Source organism: Blautia sp. HA3515 (genome assembly GCF_059933065.1).
Map to the genome: position 1 here is coordinate 1 of NZ_JAYFUY010000095.1, position 15,016 is coordinate 15,016.

Annotated in this window: 17 protein-coding genes and 6 pseudogenes; 5 read left to right on the forward strand and 18 right to left on the reverse strand. The window is 36.5% G+C overall.

What is annotated here, in order from left to right; translation table 11 throughout:
* The 6 genes and pseudogenes from R1Y93_RS08365 to R1Y93_RS08390 form a co-directional block, all read right to left on the reverse strand.
* Window positions 1–431 (reverse strand): annotated as a pseudogene (locus tag R1Y93_RS08365) (ABC transporter permease); the annotation flags it as partial.
* Window positions 424–1,308 carry an ABC transporter ATP-binding protein gene (locus tag R1Y93_RS08370; protein WP_005338319.1) on the reverse strand — a complete coding sequence of 295 codons (885 nt, stop codon included), beginning with the start codon at window positions 1,306–1,308 and terminating at the stop codon, window positions 424–426. The pseudogene R1Y93_RS08365 and the gene R1Y93_RS08370, both read right to left, overlap by 8 nt.
* Window positions 1,292–2,071: a hypothetical protein gene (locus R1Y93_RS08375; RefSeq protein WP_500822458.1), complete on the reverse strand. Its 780-nt coding sequence runs from the start codon at window positions 2,069–2,071 to the stop codon at window positions 1,292–1,294. Before R1Y93_RS08375 ends, R1Y93_RS08370 begins: the two co-directional genes overlap by 17 nt.
* Entirely contained in the window at window positions 2,058–2,399 is a 342-nt protein-coding gene (locus tag R1Y93_RS08380) for an RNA polymerase sigma factor (RefSeq protein WP_500822460.1), read from the reverse strand. The genes R1Y93_RS08375 and R1Y93_RS08380 overlap by 14 nt, the downstream gene beginning before the upstream one ends.
* Complete coding sequence (locus R1Y93_RS08385) at window positions 2,350–2,598, reverse strand: RNA polymerase sigma factor (protein WP_500822461.1); 249 nt, start codon at window positions 2,596–2,598, stop codon at window positions 2,350–2,352. Before R1Y93_RS08385 ends, R1Y93_RS08380 begins: the two co-directional genes overlap by 50 nt.
* A 77-nt stretch (window positions 2,599–2,675) precedes the next feature.
* Window positions 2,676–3,146 carry a M15 family metallopeptidase gene (locus R1Y93_RS08390; RefSeq protein WP_500822463.1) on the reverse strand — a complete coding sequence of 157 codons (471 nt, stop codon included), beginning with the start codon at window positions 3,144–3,146 and terminating at the stop codon, window positions 2,676–2,678.
* Window positions 3,147–3,645: 499 nt separating this feature from the next.
* Here R1Y93_RS08390 and R1Y93_RS08395 point away from each other — a divergent pair, with 499 nt between their 5' ends.
* The 5 genes and pseudogenes from R1Y93_RS08395 to mobQ all read left to right on the forward strand — a co-directional run bounded on the left by R1Y93_RS08395 (window position 3,646) and on the right by mobQ (window position 7,952).
* Window positions 3,646–4,029, forward strand: a complete 384-nt coding sequence (locus R1Y93_RS08395; protein WP_117549567.1) for an adenylate cyclase — start codon at window positions 3,646–3,648, stop codon at window positions 4,027–4,029.
* 18 nt (window positions 4,030–4,047) lie between these two features.
* Window positions 4,048–4,760: pseudogene (locus tag R1Y93_RS08400) on the forward strand (replication initiator protein A).
* Window positions 4,757–5,615, forward strand: a pseudogene (locus R1Y93_RS08405) (ATP-binding protein). Before R1Y93_RS08400 ends, R1Y93_RS08405 begins: the two co-directional pseudogenes overlap by 4 nt.
* A 170-nt stretch (window positions 5,616–5,785) precedes the next feature.
* On the forward strand, window positions 5,786–6,007 hold the full coding sequence (locus R1Y93_RS08410) for a DUF3847 domain-containing protein (RefSeq protein WP_500822465.1): 222 nt from the start codon (window positions 5,786–5,788) through the stop codon (window positions 6,005–6,007).
* Window positions 6,008–6,242: 235 nt separating this feature from the next.
* Window positions 6,243–7,952 (forward strand): MobQ family relaxase, encoded by a 1,710-nt coding sequence (mobQ, locus tag R1Y93_RS08415; protein ID WP_500822467.1) that lies wholly within the window; start codon window positions 6,243–6,245, stop codon window positions 7,950–7,952.
* A gap of 142 nt (window positions 7,953–8,094) precedes the next feature.
* On the opposite strand, the gene R1Y93_RS08420 is transcribed toward mobQ, so the two are convergent.
* From R1Y93_RS08420 to R1Y93_RS08475, 12 genes and pseudogenes are all read right to left on the reverse strand, one after another.
* Window positions 8,095–8,475, reverse strand: a complete 381-nt coding sequence (locus tag R1Y93_RS08420; RefSeq protein WP_072521457.1) for a DUF4825 domain-containing protein — start codon at window positions 8,473–8,475, stop codon at window positions 8,095–8,097.
* 61 nt (window positions 8,476–8,536) lie between these two features.
* Window positions 8,537–8,953 (reverse strand): YjdF family protein, encoded by a 417-nt coding sequence (locus tag R1Y93_RS08425; RefSeq protein ID WP_072521458.1) that lies wholly within the window; start codon window positions 8,951–8,953, stop codon window positions 8,537–8,539.
* Window positions 8,954–9,545: 592 nt separating this feature from the next.
* Window positions 9,546–10,145 (reverse strand): helix-turn-helix domain-containing protein, encoded by a 600-nt coding sequence (locus tag R1Y93_RS08430; RefSeq protein ID WP_500822470.1) that lies wholly within the window; start codon window positions 10,143–10,145, stop codon window positions 9,546–9,548.
* A 318-nt stretch (window positions 10,146–10,463) separates the two neighbouring features.
* A complete protein-coding gene (locus tag R1Y93_RS08435; protein ID WP_158422529.1) occupies window positions 10,464–10,835 on the reverse strand; it encodes a TnpV protein in 372 nt (123 codons plus the stop codon).
* Window positions 10,836–10,866: 31 nt separating this feature from the next.
* Window positions 10,867–11,178: pseudogene (locus tag R1Y93_RS08440) on the reverse strand (23S rRNA (uracil(1939)-C(5))-methyltransferase RlmD); the annotation flags it as partial.
* 177 nt (window positions 11,179–11,355) lie between these two features.
* Window positions 11,356–11,835 (reverse strand): annotated as a pseudogene (locus tag R1Y93_RS08445) (PDDEXK nuclease domain-containing protein).
* A 154-nt stretch (window positions 11,836–11,989) separates the two neighbouring features.
* Window positions 11,990–12,193 carry a DUF1016 N-terminal domain-containing protein gene (locus tag R1Y93_RS08450; protein WP_500822471.1) on the reverse strand — a complete coding sequence of 68 codons (204 nt, stop codon included), beginning with the start codon at window positions 12,191–12,193 and terminating at the stop codon, window positions 11,990–11,992.
* The gene (locus R1Y93_RS08455; RefSeq protein ID WP_500822473.1) at window positions 12,187–12,357 is read right to left on the reverse strand and encodes a hypothetical protein; all 171 of its coding nucleotides are present in this window, start codon (window positions 12,355–12,357) and stop codon (window positions 12,187–12,189) included. The genes R1Y93_RS08450 and R1Y93_RS08455 overlap by 7 nt, the downstream gene beginning before the upstream one ends.
* A 1,206-nt stretch (window positions 12,358–13,563) precedes the next feature.
* Complete coding sequence (locus R1Y93_RS08460) at window positions 13,564–13,854, reverse strand: hypothetical protein (RefSeq protein ID WP_500822475.1); 291 nt, start codon at window positions 13,852–13,854, stop codon at window positions 13,564–13,566.
* Between the two features lie 135 nt (window positions 13,855–13,989).
* Window positions 13,990–14,163: a DUF8370 family protein gene (locus R1Y93_RS08465; protein ID WP_500822476.1), complete on the reverse strand. Its 174-nt coding sequence runs from the start codon at window positions 14,161–14,163 to the stop codon at window positions 13,990–13,992.
* Window positions 14,145–14,537: a DUF8370 family protein gene (locus tag R1Y93_RS08470; protein WP_500822477.1), complete on the reverse strand. Its 393-nt coding sequence runs from the start codon at window positions 14,535–14,537 to the stop codon at window positions 14,145–14,147. Before R1Y93_RS08470 ends, R1Y93_RS08465 begins: the two co-directional genes overlap by 19 nt.
* An 11-nt stretch (window positions 14,538–14,548) precedes the next feature.
* Window positions 14,549–15,016 (reverse strand): annotated as a pseudogene (locus tag R1Y93_RS08475) (23S rRNA (uracil-5-)-methyltransferase RumA); the annotation flags it as partial.

Genomic DNA, 15,016 nt, shown 5'->3' on the forward strand with positions numbered 1-15,016 from the left:
ATCTTTTCCATATTTTTATGATAAGTGTCATAAAACTCTTGTATATTTTCTTCTGTAATTTGATTCAGAACACTTTCATCATATTCTGAATCTGGTGTTAATACCGATATTATAAAACTCCTAATATCATCTATCGGTTGCAATGTCGTTCCGTAAATTGCATTTTCTTCTGAGGATTGTGTCACCGCATTTTTATTTTGTTCTATAACTTTTCCAAGTTCATCTTCTGTCAATGTACCTTTCCATGCTCGTCTGTTATCTGTAAGTTTTCTTGTTGCCATAATTCCAGTACTAGCATTTCCATTCTCATCCACATAGCGATTACTTGTAACTGCAAATCCGCTAAAAATGACAGCAAGTATCAATGCCAATCCGATTGCAAATACATTAATTTTCTTTGAAAAAATTCGTTTTAATTCTAATTTAAGCATCTTGCTTTTCCTCCGATTTTTCTCCAAAATAAAATAGAAATGCATCTTCCAGATTTTTTTCTACAGCCACAGCATCTTCTGTTGGCTTTTCTATTGAAATAATTCTAAGCTCTGCTCCGGTTTTTGTTGTTTTTATATTTCCAACCAAATATTCATTCATATATTTGTCTATCATACTTCTCGAAACATTACATTGCCATACCTTTTCTTTCATAGAAGATACTAAATCTTCCGCAGTACCTGCATAAAAAAGTTCTCCATCTTTCATTAACATAATGTTATTCGCAATGTACTCAATATCCGATACAATATGTGTAGACAAGAGCACCAAACGTTCTTCCGACAATTCACTAATTAAATTACGAAAACGTATTCTTTCATTCGGGTCTAATCCAGCGGTAGGTTCGTCCAGGACAAGAATTTGCGGATCGTTTAACATCGCCTGTGCTATTCCTACACGTCTAACCATTCCTCCAGACAAATTCTTCATTTTTCTTTTACTGAATTTTTCCATTCCTACTTGATTTAATAATTGCTTCACTTTTTTTCTGGCAAACGGCATTTTTAACCCTTTTATAGAAGAAATGTACATCATGTAATCATATACGGTCAAATCTGGATAATATCCAAAATCCTGTGGTAAATATCCCAGAACTTCTCGGTATTCACCTCCTAGTTTCCATATATCTTTACCATTCCATAATATTTGTCCTTCTGATGGTTGAACAATCGTACAAAGCATACGCATTAATGTGGTCTTTCCTGCTCCATTTACTCCAAGCAGTCCATAAATTCCTTTTTCCATAACACAATTCACTTTATTAACAGCATTTACTTCTCCGTATTGTTTTGTTACATTTTTAAATTCTAATTTCATACGTGTAATCCTCCAAAATTTTTTCATCAAATACCAATGACTTCTGAACACAAAAAATAAAATATACAAAAGTCAATATCAGCATAGCCACCCATACCGGAGTTACAATTTTCTGATAAATAACATCATTTGCAACAATCATCATCCATAAACCAACCCATACCAGACAGGAAAGCACTGCTATATATTCTGATTTTTCCCATCTGCTGTACAATACACGAAAACATATACAACATGAAACATTTACTGGAAGCAAAAAATTAACCACCAAATCACTTAACGAGAGTATTGTTGTTTGATATGTAATTGCCAAAAACACCATAACGATCACCAGATCCACTACTCCAAACATTAACATTCTTGCTGTACAAATCTGACGCAGTGTGTAATAAGACGCCTGCTCAATCTCAATCGCACCATTTCTTCTGTTTTTCCAAATTTCCGGGACAATCAGAACCACAAATATTGTGGCAGATATTCCCATAATCCTCATCATATCTTTTATGTCTGATGTATAATTACTCAACCATATCCATAGACACATAAGAATACAACCTTGTAAAATCCACCATCTTTTTTTTATGAATTTTGTCTGCTCATACAAAAATTCAAAATAAGATGTTCTATGCGATTGTTTCGATAAAATTGGCTCTGACAAAATATTCTGACATGCTTTTACTGTTCTGTTTTCTGCTTCAATCCTTACATATTTTTTTTCAATCTCCTCTTTATATTCCTTTATTTGCTGCTTATATTTCATCATAGTTTTCCACCTCCAACTCTTTCATCAAAAGTTCTTTTGCTCTTCCAATTCTATATTTTACAAGCGAAAGTTTTATGTGAAGTAATTCTGCAATTTCTCTTTGTTTCAATTCTTGAAAAAAATATAAAACTGCCGTTTCTCTAATTTCTTCCGGTAACTTTCTCACTGCCTGTTCAATAGTTAATCGGACCCCTAGCTCTTCTACATGATTTTTATTACTGTCCTCTGATTTTAGCAGTTCCTCTGATGGAATATCTTTTTTCTTTTTGTAATAATTTTTAACGGTATTTCCGGCAATTGTATAAGAATAACTTCTTAACTTTTCCATATTCTTTATATCTATATAAATTGGAAAAGAAACGTGTAAATACTTCTTGTGTCAAATCCTCTGCCTCATAGGGATCATAGATATGTAGCAAACAATATTGATATATACTTGTGTAATATTTTTTGACCAGTTTTTCACACGCATCTTCATCTCCTGCTCTTGCTAGATGTACTAACAAAAAATCAGTTTTGTATTCCATTCGCAAATTTGCCTCCCTCTGTTTTCTAAATACTATAACAATCCTACTATAAAAAAAGTTAGGATTTTCTTTTGTTTTTATTTATATTTTTCTAAATATTCTTCCAAACATAAATTTTCTTCTTTCATTATTTTAGCGACAGTCGTTCCAACATAACGGTAATGCCATGGTTCATTACTAATTCCTGTTATATCCGTTTTATCTTCCGGGTAACGTTTTACAAACCCATATTTATATGCATTTTCGTCTAACCATTGATATACTTTTTCAGAAGAACATTTGTCGGTATCCGCATTAATATCAACACTCAGTCCTAATTGGTGTTCGCTTGTATCGGGAATTGCAACATATTTCTCGGCTCTTTTTTTTGCTTCTTTCGCAGAATATCCTTGTTTTTCATATTCATTGATTTTCTCGTCCATAATTTTTTGTTGTTCTTCTGTTGTTCGATATCCTTCTCTAACAAACAGTGCCAGCCCCTCAGCTCTTGCATCATTAAACATTTGTTGTAATTCTGGATAAATCCGTGAATCTACTTTTTTTACCATTCGATAATTCTGTCAATTCTACTTGATAATTATTGGGAATATAATGTTTTCGGTCGACCAAAATAAGATTCCATTCACCCGAAGTGTCTGCAAAGGACTTTTCTGACTGCAAAATTTTCGGTAATGTTAATTCTCCAACCTGCACATCGATTTTTATTGTTCTCCATATTACAACGGTTATTATGATAGTCATTAAAAGAATGAATACTCGTAAAATATTCTTTCTTCTGCGATTGCTGTATCTTCTTTTGTTCATTTTCTCTCCCACACTTTCATTATCAAAATATTTCTACTTTTAATATAATTAACAACCAAAACGACAAAAGAGTTAGTATCTAAACTTATTTATCAATAAAAAGTTTATTTTTTCTCAATTCCAGCTCAATTTCCCCTCAATGCCTTTTTCCTCCGATTTTCGTATGCTTATCCCACAGCAGAGCAGTACCACACCAGTACGACCTGCTGAATCAATCAATACGAAAAAAGGAGGGGATAAACCATGCAGAACAATATCCGTAACACAAACCTGCGTTTTAATCTGGACAAAGAACAACAGCGGAGAGCCTGGGAATATTTACAGACGATGGACAGGCAGGATTTTAAATCTTACAGTCAGGTAATCTCTCTTGCACTGGTAGATTATTTTGACCGCTACTACCGCACACAGGCTGATCCTTATCTGGAAACAAGAGAACGGGAAGAACTTTTTGTGAAACAGATTGTAGATGCAGTGGAAAACAGTCTGAAACAGGCATTGCCACTTTTTCTTTCCGGACTGACTGCAGGCATGGTGCAAAGGGAGCCCCAAATCAGGGCGTCCTTTCCAGCACCTGAAAATTCACAGCCAGATAGTGATGTAGACTGGGATTTTCTTGGAGAATAACTGATTGGAGGTGAACACATGACGGACTTTCTGACAGCAGACACCAACCTGCCATCTTATATGATGTTTCCCCGTTTCCTTCTGGACATGGAAATAAACGAAACTGCCAAAATGCTTTATATTATCCTGCTGACCTGGAAGGCTTTCCCAGAAAAATGAGGGCTGGTCAGATATCGATGGTCATGTGTTCATTTACTTTACAATTGAAGCACTGGCAGAAGTTCTCCACAAAAGCCAGATGACGGTTAAAACTGCTCTGGCAGTGCTGGAAAAACAGGAGCTTATCTTCCGAAAACGGCAGGGACCCGGACAGCCCAATCGGATTTATGTAAAACTCCCAAAAGAAACCATCCACTATACAGACAGATTTCTTTCCTTAAGACAGACAGAAAACTGTCCTATTGACAGACAGGATTCTTTCCCTGATACAGACAGAAAACTGTCTGGTAATAAGAAAGAGATAAAAAAGAACAATTTAGAAAAAAGAGGGAGTAAGGAGCCACTCTCACCCTATGGAAAATTTCAAAATGTTTTTCTGTCAAAAAGAGCTTGAAGATATCCGACAGACAATCCCTGACTGGAAGGATTATATTGAACGCTTATCCGGTTATATGGCTTCTACCGGAAAGCAATATCAGAACCATGCAGCTACCATCATCAGTTGGGCAAGACAGGATCATCCTGCTTCCCGGCAAAGAAATTACGAAAGTGAGGAATACGAAACACTATGACAAGATTTACAGAAAAAGCAACCGCTATAACACCAAGCAGAGAGCTTCAGCCTGATGAATATTTTAACGAAACAGACCACCTGATCTACTGTTCCAAATGCAATACGCCAAGACAATGCCGGCATGAATTACAGGGAAAGGTTCTTATTCCTTCCATCCGCTGTAAATGCCAGCAGGAAATCTTTGAGCAGGAAGAAGCCCAGAGAAAACTTCATGAAAAACAAATGGAAATAGAGCATCTTAAAACCAGCGGCTTACAGGACAAAGCACTCTATGACTACACTTTTGCCATGGATAACGGTATCAATCCAGAAATAAAACTGGCACACAATTATGTAAGCAACTGGGGAAGAGATGAAAGCAAACGCTTCCGGACTTCTCATCTGGGGTGATGTCGGTACTGGAAAATCTTTTTTTGCAGGCTGCATTGCCAATGCCCTTCTGGAAAAAGGCGTTCCTGTACTGATGACCAACTTTTCCCGGATTCTGAATACCCTTACCGGAATGCATTTTGAAGACAGAAACCAGTTCATCAACAGCTTAAACCGCTACAGTCTTCTGATTATTGATGATCTCGGAATTGAGCGGAACTCTGACTTTGCACTGGAACAGGTATTCAATGTGATAGACAGTCGTTACCGCAATAAAAAGCCCCTGATCATAACGACTAATCTCACTTTATCAGAGCTGAATAACGCCGCTGATATCGCACACAAACGAATTTATGACCGTATTCTGGAGAGATGTATTCCTATCCGTATCAATAACCGGAATATTCGTCAGGACAATGCAACAGCTAATTTAAAACAGGCGAAAAAAATCCTGTTGAACAATCATGCTCCGAACCAGAATTGACTCGAAGAAGTATAACGCAATGATTATTTTTCACTGACAGTGGTACTACTTTCTTTCCTCATTTATTACCAGAAATATGCCACTGTCAGTTATCTAAGACCATAGTACCAAAGCATAAGATTTTAAAACCAAAACCGCCCGGATACGGGCATAAAAAGGAGGTGCCAGATATGGCAGATAAAAGAATGATGACACCAAAAGAAAAAGCACTTTTACAGGCAAAACACCGCCAGGAAGAAGCCGAAGCAAGAAACCGAAAAAAAGAGCGTGATGCAAGAACACACCGATTAGTCCAGGAAGGAGCAATTTTAGAAAGTATTGTTCCTCATATTAAGGAAATGGATTTAGATTCCCTGAAACGGGAGCTGATGATCCGGCTACGGGGAATGTAAACGCACAAGTTCTACTCCCGAAGGGCGCACTTACTCACCACCTCGTCGTCGCAAAGTCCGTTTACCTTCGTTTCCGCCAATGGCGAAAACTACGGACACTCCCTTGCTCCTCCTCTCCCCACAAAGCAGGCTTTGCGGGGGACCCCTTGGGGCAGTGGTATCCCCTTCGGGGCTTGTGCGCTCTGCCGAGGGCTTTATCCGCTGTTGCAGGCAACATCGAAAGGAGGTGCCAGATATGGCAATTTATCATATGCAAGCCAAAGTCGTCAGCCGTGGTTCCGGTCGGTCTGCTGTTGCTGCTTCTGCTTATATGAGCTGTAGCCGCATGTACAATGATTATGACGGCATTCAGCATGACTATACCAGAAAGCAGGGTCTGATCTATCAGGAAGTGATGCTTCCTCCAATGGCTCCATCGGAATGGAATGACCGGGAACAACTCTGGAATGCTGTGGAAGAAACCGAAAAGACCAAAGACAGCCGACTGGCAAGAGAATTTGTTGTCGCACTCCCCGTTGAGTTGGATAAAGACAGCAATATTTCTCTTCTTCAGGATTTTATTCAAAAGAACTTTGTAGATATGGGGATGTGTGCTGATTTTGCCATCCACGATACAGATGGTCACAATCCCCATGCGCACATTCTTCTTACTGTTCGACCACTAAATGAAAATGGAACATGGCAGTATAAAACTGAAAAAGAATATCTCTGTATCAAAGATGGGGAAGAAAAAGGATTTACTGCTTCTGAATTTAAAACTGCTCAGAAACAGGGATGGGAAAAGCAATATCGCTATAAAGTCGGTAAAAAGAAAGAATATCTGACTCCATATTCCGCACATGAAAAAGGATATGAACGGATTGATAAGCACCCCAAGAGCAGCCGATATGGCAGACAGAATCCTATTTCCCAACAATGGAACAGTGATAAACAACTTTGCTTCTGGCGGGCAAACTGGACAGATGCCGTAAATAAAATGCTTGCACGTAATCAGATAAATGCTACCATTGATCACCGCAGCTTTGCAGATCAGGGAATCACCGAACAGCCAACCATCCATGAAGGCTACATTGCCCAGAATATGGAAAAGAAAGGCATGATAGCAGACCGCTGTGAAATGAACCGTCAGATTCGTGCGGATAACAAAATGCTCCGAGAATTAAAAGCAAAAGTAGCAAAACTGGCTGAAGCTGTAGAAAAGTCTATTCCAATAATTGCAGAAACATTGGAAGCAATCCGAAATCACATGATTTTTACACAATATCATTTGCTCCACAATGAGATGCAAAAAGAAGTGATCCATGACTGGATGAATCATTTTAATCCAATACTGAATAAATACAACACCGTTAAAAAGAAACTCAAAGCTAAAGTTACAGAACGGAAAGAACTGAATGTGCAAAAGGATAAAACCAGTATTTTGAATCCCATCCAGCATATAAAATTAAATCAGCAGCTTACCACTATTACCGAAGAAATCGAAGAACTGAAATCAAGGAAAGAGCAGCTAATCTTCCAGGCAGAATGCTCTACCGATAAAGATATGACAAATCTATCCAAGAAATATGACCAGATGAATAACAATCTTGATATCCTTGATTCTCAGGACATCTCGCTCAAAAAACAGCTTGAAAAAGATGCCGCCGCTTTCCGGGAAGAAAAATTTCGTCCTGAACCTGAACAGTATACAGAATTGCTGGACACCAGAATCCAGATACGTCCTGATTTCCGGGATAAACTAATCGAGCAGCTCAAAGGTACTTTTGGTAAGTATTATGACTATCACCGCCGTGATATTGCCGCCAATGAGGTGGATTATCTCAATGTGGAAGATTCGGATGTCTTCTCCCATCGTGCATGGGAACTTAAATATCAGCGAGAACAGGAAATGCGGCGAAATCAGCCTGCAAGAGCTAAGAAAAAGTCCTATGATATGGAATTGTAATCATCTTCGAGTAGATAACATGCTCTTACAAATCTCTTGTTCAAAAATAAACTCCTTTCAAAAAGGCGTATGGAAATCAAAACTTCCATACGCCTTTTTATATTCTGCTCTTCAACTTGTCTAAAAGTTGACTAAAAATATATCACCGTTCATATGATACAATAATTTCTTTACTATCTGCTGTTTTATAATCAATTGTTCCCAAATTACCAATCAAATCAAATGTCATATCTGCATTAACCTGCAATTCATCTTCAAGCTTGACTGCAGACGGCTCATCTTTTAGAAAAACTGTTAATCCATAAGGCTCTGTTTCAGACTGTATCTCTATACTATCATATGAGTATCCCTCCGGATACTCTTGACCGCTTACAATATTTATAACATTCGAAGAATCTCCTACATAATCTGTCTTATACTGCGATAGATCAGGAATTTCGTACAGTTTTTCTTTTTTTCCACACGCCGAAATCAACATTATTGACATGGCAACTAACATAATTGCAAGTACTTTTTTCTTCATAGAAACACCTACCGAAAGCTTTATTCAACACTTTTCGATTTGAGTAAAAGCCCAAGGGACTTTAATGTCCCTTACGCTTTTCTCTTTTCTTTCGCTGTTTCAATTCAAACATTCGCTGCTCTTCTGCCTCTTTTTTCTTGCGTCTTTTCTCTTTGCGTTCCTGCTTGTTCTGTTCCTGCTGTAATTTCAACGCCTGTTGCGATTTTGTACCAATGCCTATTTCCAGCATCTGTTTCTTTGCTTCCCGCTGCATCCGTTTCGGATTTCTTTTGATATCCTTTACAACAGTTTCAACAACCGGACTGAATTTCAAACTGAAATAGCACTTTTGAATATATTCCTGTACTTCATAATCTTTTGGCTCTGCACCAAATGTTACCTTTGCCACAGATAATTTACCATCTTCGATGCGTTCAAAGATTCCCACCCAAAACGGCTCTTCAAAAAATACTGTCAGCTTTCCATTTACTTTGTCCATAAGAATCCCTCCTAAAATTGATTGAACAAAGAATGGACAACCCGGAGGGGCAGGTTACTTACCCTATTTATATAGGACGGCCGGGCTACCTACCGGCTCTGGCACATCAAAGATGTACGTTGCGTTTTTATCTTTGCGTTTATAATCAAGCCATATGGCACGATTAACTTAATTCTGTAACTTCTAAGTTACGTTCCTCCAAAATATTCTTCTTACTTCATAAGATTCTATCTTCTGTTCAAATCATACCATATGATTAATGCATTTTCTATATACTTTCTTGATAACCAGCAAAAAGCTCCCGAAGGAGCTTTCCACGTTTTAAATGTACGCTAATTCGCTTAACACAATCTCTTCTGCATCATTCCTTATTTCCCATGAAGAATGTTGTAAATTAGTAATATCCACAACGATAGCAGGTAATTTAATTATTCGTATTTTTTCCCGATAATGTAAATCGAAACTACCATACCACCTAATATCATAATTAAGAAAATTTTATTTAAAATATCCCATAAAGCTATATTGAGACAATTGATTATTATAATACATGCAAGAGGATATAGAACAACCGTTGCAAGTGTCCAAATTTTTAAAGTTGTACAGATGTACATCCAATTTCCATTGTTAAAGGATAAAGCCCACTACGATGTATTCTAAAAATTCCTTGTGAAACATAATTTATCTTGTTGGCATCATAATATGTTGGTAACATGTCTTTGGCAAAGATACAAAACCATGCACCAAATAAAAGCATTAACCCTGTAACCAGCAATATATCACCTTTCATCTCTGCTATTAAATTCCCAGATGCAACTAACATAATAATTTCTGTAATAGATATTAAAAAACATAGCAAATATGCTAATATCCAGTTTTTTCTATGCTGATGAATAGAATTCCTAACAGCCATATCGAGAGAGCCTACTACCAATTCCTCGACTTCTTTTGTATCAATATTTTTCTGTGTATCTATTTTTTCTCCACGTAACAATTCTGTAACGGTAACATCTAATATATCAGCTATTGGTATGAGTAATACGACATTAGGCATACTAAGACCACGTTCCCATTTACTAACTGTTTTATCTGATACATATAATTTTTCAGCCAAATCCTTTTGAGTTAAATTCTTTTCCTTTCTTAATTCGGTTACAAATAAACCAAATTTTTCATTACTAATCTGATACATATATCCACCTCCTGCACACATATTATAATGAGAGTGTGCATAAATCAATCGACTAGCAGTAGAATTACAGAATATTAGCACAAAATTCATCAAATAATCTCCCCATCATGATTATTTCTATAAAGTTATATTCGGATATTTTTAAGGCTTACTATGGAATAATTAAATCAGTAACTTATGACCATGGCAGAAAAAACAGCCTTCCAAAACTTAGAAAAGGTCATATGATATGGAATTGTAATTTGGTTCTTCTTTGCCCCTTATAAACACCAAAGCTGAACAAATAGGAGTTTTCTTCCTACCTGTTCAGCTCTTTGTTTACCTGTAAATCAATTCATTTAACACAATCTCTTCTGCCATATTACGAATACCATTTACCGCTCTGACCCATTCCATCTGATCACGAGCTTTCAATTCTTCCGTAATGCCCTGCCGCTCCATCATCTGACGCACCAGAATATCCATTCTTTCCTGTGCTTCATCGTCCACAGTATTCAGATGTTCTGTCAGTCTGTCTTCCAACATATACAGTGAATACATTGCCGGACGATGCTCTTTCAGATATGTTTTCCGCATCATTCCATATTTCCCATAATGCGGTTCTTCATCTGTACTGACAAGATTCGGATAGTAAATTCCGTCTGCGCCAAGTGTGTAGGTTCCACCCATTTTTCCAAATGTGCTTTTCATGTGTTATTCCTCCTTGAAATCAGCAATGTCCTTAGATCATCGCATAATATTTCAGGGCAGCCTTGATAGCATCTTCTTTCTCTTTCGGGCATTGCGGAACTCTTGCATTTTCTGATTTTGGAAGATTATAGTTTTCTCCCACTTCAATTCCACATTTGCGTTTTACCTGAGAAATATATAAACTTGAAACCTTCAAGCCAAATTTTTTCAGCACATAATCTTTGATTTCCTAATAGGTTGCTTTCAACTCGGCACTGGTGGCATCCAGCTCGTCCAGGTCTAAGTCGATCTCTATCGTGTCATCTGGTTTTTGTTGGGACAAAAGAACAACCGTTTCCACATGAGTACCAAATCAAAACATATCCCCACAAAATTGCGGAAATACGGACAATATTTATACAGTACTAATACTGCATGTGCATCCCTTTTCCCACAAAATATAAGTTCCATCAATTTTGCACCTTTCTGATGCAAAATTTATTCTTTTTTCATACCTTCGATGTCCTCTTCCCCTGTCTTACTAGCTTCCAATGCTTGATATTCCTGATTTAATTCTCGCAATAATTCTTCCTCGCTTTGGTAAATACAATTTGTATTTTGAAGCAAAAATCTGTGTTTCATTTTCAGGTAACGTATACTTAACTACAGACTCACTTTTATCTGCACACAAAACAATACCAATCGGCGGATTGTCTCCTTCATTCATAAGTTCTCGTTCATAATAATGAACATACATCTGCATCTGCCCCAAGTCCTGATGTGTCAAGTCGCCGAACTTTTAAATCTATCAGAACAAAACATTTTAAAATATTAAATTATAAAATACAAGGTCAATTCTAAAATGACGTCCATCAAAGGTTATTCTTTTCTTTGCCTTTGCGACAAATGAAAACCCTCTACCAAGTTCCAGAAGAAATTGCTGCAAATGTGTAATTAACGCTTGTTCTAAATCGCTTTCATAAAAATCATCATTAGATTTCAGTCCAAGAAACTCCAACACATATGGGTCGCGGATGACGTACTTTCTGGTTTTTTCGCCGGTTCTAATGTCTGTATTTCCTCTGCAACTTGCTCTTTATTTTTACTGGACAATAGCCTTTCATAAAAGAAAGAATTTATCTGACGCTCAAGTTGTCTGGTACTCCATTGGGATTTTACAGCTTCCTGTGCATATAAAATTCTCGCGCATTTTCATTCTCCACTCGCATCAGGAGCCGATAATGAGTCCAACTCAATTCGCTACGCAGTGCGTAGCCATTTGGGAATGTTAAATAAAACTGACGCATATTTTTCAAATTGGCAACGGTAAATCCTTTCCCAAAATCCTGTGTCATTTGCTTTGACAACTCTTTTAGCAATCCTTTACCATACTCCGCTTTCTCATTTCCGCCTTGTTCTTCAATAATTGGTTTTCACGATAGCTCCAGTAGGCTTCAACCATCGCAAAATTGGCTGTTTGATAAACTTTATTTCTCGCCGAAATTAAAATTTCTTTGATTTCATTATAAAAACTTTGATTCACTTAATTTCTCCTTTTATGTTTCAACTATGATTGTATCCGCCACTTATGTCCATCTTTTGAATTATAAGTATAATATTTTTTCATAAAATATTTTCATAGCATTCATATACTGATTTAAAACCAATACCACATCACTATATAGTCGGCATCTCATCAACATCCAAAACATCAAGAAACGCATGTGTATTTTCCATCTTAAGCATCTCCTTTATAGGTTCCAGGATTCTATTAATAGCTTTCACTTTAAATGCATTTAGTGGGGAATCTGGTTTTTTCTTTGATAATTCCTGCATTTCCTTGTATATACCTGTAAGCAAAGGATTTAACAATTCATATTGATTAACAGCGTCCTGAGTTGTGTTACTTCATAATCATACCTCCTACATTACTAAGTCCATTATCGGATGTGATGTTTTTACTTCTTCATCCGTATCTGAAAGATTCCAATACCAATTTCCAGATAACCGTTTAACATTATCATATTTAAATTTTTCTAAAACATTTCACATATTGAGAAATAATTAGTACAACATCGCTGTTAAAAGGCATATCATCTTCTTGGAATCTTTGAAAATCAGAGAATGGCATATAACGCTTACCCAATAATTGATTTGCCTCTTCAATCAACTGGTTTATCAAATTCAACTTAAAACTTATTAATCAGCACCATCTGGTGATTTCTTGGATAATATACTTAACTCGCTATGCATATCCTTGATCTCGGGATATGTCACTTTTCCAAATCTCTCAACGTCCTTCTTTCCAGGAACGTCGGCACCTCTCTCTTTCTTATGATGGGCACATTCTTATAAATTCTACATATTTTTTATTAATGACCTCCATTGGGTCACGTTGCTTACTTTCATATACATCAACCATCAGTTTGACATCCTCATCAGTAAGACACAAAATACACTTTCTCTGTCCACTCCATAAATCTATCATACTTCTCATAATATTCTTTTTCAATGGATTTCTTCTTAATATAATACCAAAACGTCCAAATTGTTCTGAAAGATAACGATTTAACTGATTAATATGTTCTCTACTAACTTCGTTTTACATTCTTCATCTCAAATACGATTTGCCTACAATGGTACATTATTATACAATTCTTTTAATAACGGAAATGAACCCATCTATTATAAAATATCAAATCGCTTATTTGAGTCCCTGAATCAATTCTACTTTGTGCCTAGTGCAAAATCAAGATGTGGATATAATAGGGATGCGGATTGACTTTGTACAAATTACTTTCAAATTTTTTATCAGCATTATCTGTTTCCTTCCTAATGGCAATTTTACTATTTGATTCAAACATTTTTTTGCAGATATAGCTGGTATTTGCTTAAACAATGGGTCATTTTTGCAATCTGCCTGTTTGCGCTCTTTGGATGCTATATATGCCGCAATCATATCGTAATTATATCTATTATATTCCAAAACCTTCGGTCTTTCAATTTTATCTTCTTCCCCTTCTTTAACATAGGCATTCATAAAATAATCATCATAGTTAATCCATGGAGTATGACGTAACCAACGCTTTGGAACAAAAAAAAATAATAGGAGAATCATCTTCTGGATTATATGGCAACGATAAGTCCTCTCTCACCCATTTTACAAGTTTTCGGATTAAAAGACTTTTATATTTGTAAACTCTTTTACTGGAATATTATATTTCTTACACTCATCCTGTGTAAAATCGATAAGAAATGATTTTAAAAAATTACACGCAAAATCACTAATCCTATCTTTTGATATATTATTTACGTATAGTTGTATATTCCTCAAAATGCGAAAAACCATCCTTTTTTATATTGTGGCACTATACAAAACAACTCTAATATTTCTTTTGCTGTTTGTTTTATTGATATTTTCAATCCTCTTTTGGTCTTTCCTGTTCCCAATCCCACTTCGCTACATTCAGATAATTCACTCAAAAGACCCGCTATCACTTCTCTTTTATCCTCATTTTGTGAATATACTGTACCTAACATGTTAAATGTATTAATCAATATTAAATGTAACGCATTATCCTGTTGTGACGGAGATTTCCATAACAAAAACGGGTCTAAATATAATGGTATATCTTCATCTAAAAATGGAATAGCAAAATCAACTTCTTCCTGTGTAATGGGAACATTATAATAATCAACTAACCGTGGTCTTACTATTGTCATTAGATTTCTCCTTATATTATTTCAAAATGCTTCAATGCATCCTTTATCGCTTCCACTTTCTCCGCTGTCGGATGCTTCCTCGGCTGTTTCAATTCCTCTACCGCATTAGGAGCATCGTACATCGGCAAGCCTAAATCTCTCTTTACCTCTGCGATATATGCGGTATGTACTTTGAAGCCGTATTTAGCTTCTATGTACTCCTTTATCATTTTGTAGGTCACTCGTTCTTTGGGCTTATAGCTTTCCGCTCTTTTAGCAATATTATCAAGTGGAACTTTTCCCTCACCCTCGCCAAACTCAACTTTTACGTTGATATGTCCGTCTGGTTTTTTGTGGGAAAGCAGTACTACAGTCTCAACATGAACAGTGGAACAAAACTGGTCCACGCTGCAGGTCCTTTCGATCTGGTAAAATTCTCGGCATCAAGGAATGCGGGCAGGTCTCTGGCCCGGCTGGGTGGGCTTGCAGGAAATGTAAAC

What these genes read in the sequence shown, in the direction of transcription:
- R1Y93_RS08470 (WP_500822477.1), bottom strand. Translation starts at nt 14,537, where the DNA reads ATGACAATAGTAAGACCACGGTTAGTTGATTATTATAATGTTCCCATT.
- R1Y93_RS08395 (WP_117549567.1), top strand. Translation starts at nt 3,646, where the DNA reads ATGCAGAACAATATCCGTAACACAAACCTGCGTTTTAATCTGGACAAA.
- R1Y93_RS08390 (WP_500822463.1), bottom strand. Translation starts at nt 3,146, where the DNA reads ATGGTAAAAAAAGTAGATTCACGGATTTATCCAGAATTACAACAAATG.
- R1Y93_RS08370 (WP_005338319.1), bottom strand. Translation starts at nt 1,308, where the DNA reads ATGAAATTAGAATTTAAAAATGTAACAAAACAATACGGAGAAGTAAAT.
- R1Y93_RS08380 (WP_500822460.1), bottom strand. Translation starts at nt 2,399, where the DNA reads ATGGAAAAGTTAAGAAGTTATTCTTATACAATTGCCGGAAATACCGTT.
- R1Y93_RS08410 (WP_500822465.1), top strand. Translation starts at nt 5,786, where the DNA reads ATGGCAGATAAAAGAATGATGACACCAAAAGAAAAAGCACTTTTACAG.
- mobQ (WP_500822467.1), top strand. Translation starts at nt 6,243, where the DNA reads ATGGCAATTTATCATATGCAAGCCAAAGTCGTCAGCCGTGGTTCCGGT.
- R1Y93_RS08460 (WP_500822475.1), bottom strand. Translation starts at nt 13,854, where the DNA reads ATGAATGCCTATGTTAAAGAAGGGGAAGAAGATAAAATTGAAAGACCG.
- R1Y93_RS08435 (WP_158422529.1), bottom strand. Translation starts at nt 10,835, where the DNA reads ATGAAAAGCACATTTGGAAAAATGGGTGGAACCTACACACTTGGCGCA.
- R1Y93_RS08375 (WP_500822458.1), bottom strand. Translation starts at nt 2,071, where the DNA reads ATGATGAAATATAAGCAGCAAATAAAGGAATATAAAGAGGAGATTGAA.
- R1Y93_RS08385 (WP_500822461.1), bottom strand. Translation starts at nt 2,598, where the DNA reads ATGGAATACAAAACTGATTTTTTGTTAGTACATCTAGCAAGAGCAGGA.
- R1Y93_RS08425 (WP_072521458.1), bottom strand. Translation starts at nt 8,953, where the DNA reads ATGGACAAAGTAAATGGAAAGCTGACAGTATTTTTTGAAGAGCCGTTT.
- R1Y93_RS08430 (WP_500822470.1), bottom strand. Translation starts at nt 10,145, where the DNA reads ATGTATCAGATTAGTAATGAAAAATTTGGTTTATTTGTAACCGAATTA.
- R1Y93_RS08420 (WP_072521457.1), bottom strand. Translation starts at nt 8,475, where the DNA reads ATGAAGAAAAAAGTACTTGCAATTATGTTAGTTGCCATGTCAATAATG.
- R1Y93_RS08465 (WP_500822476.1), bottom strand. Translation starts at nt 14,163, where the DNA reads ATGGTTTTTCGCATTTTGAGGAATATACAACTATACGTAAATAATATA.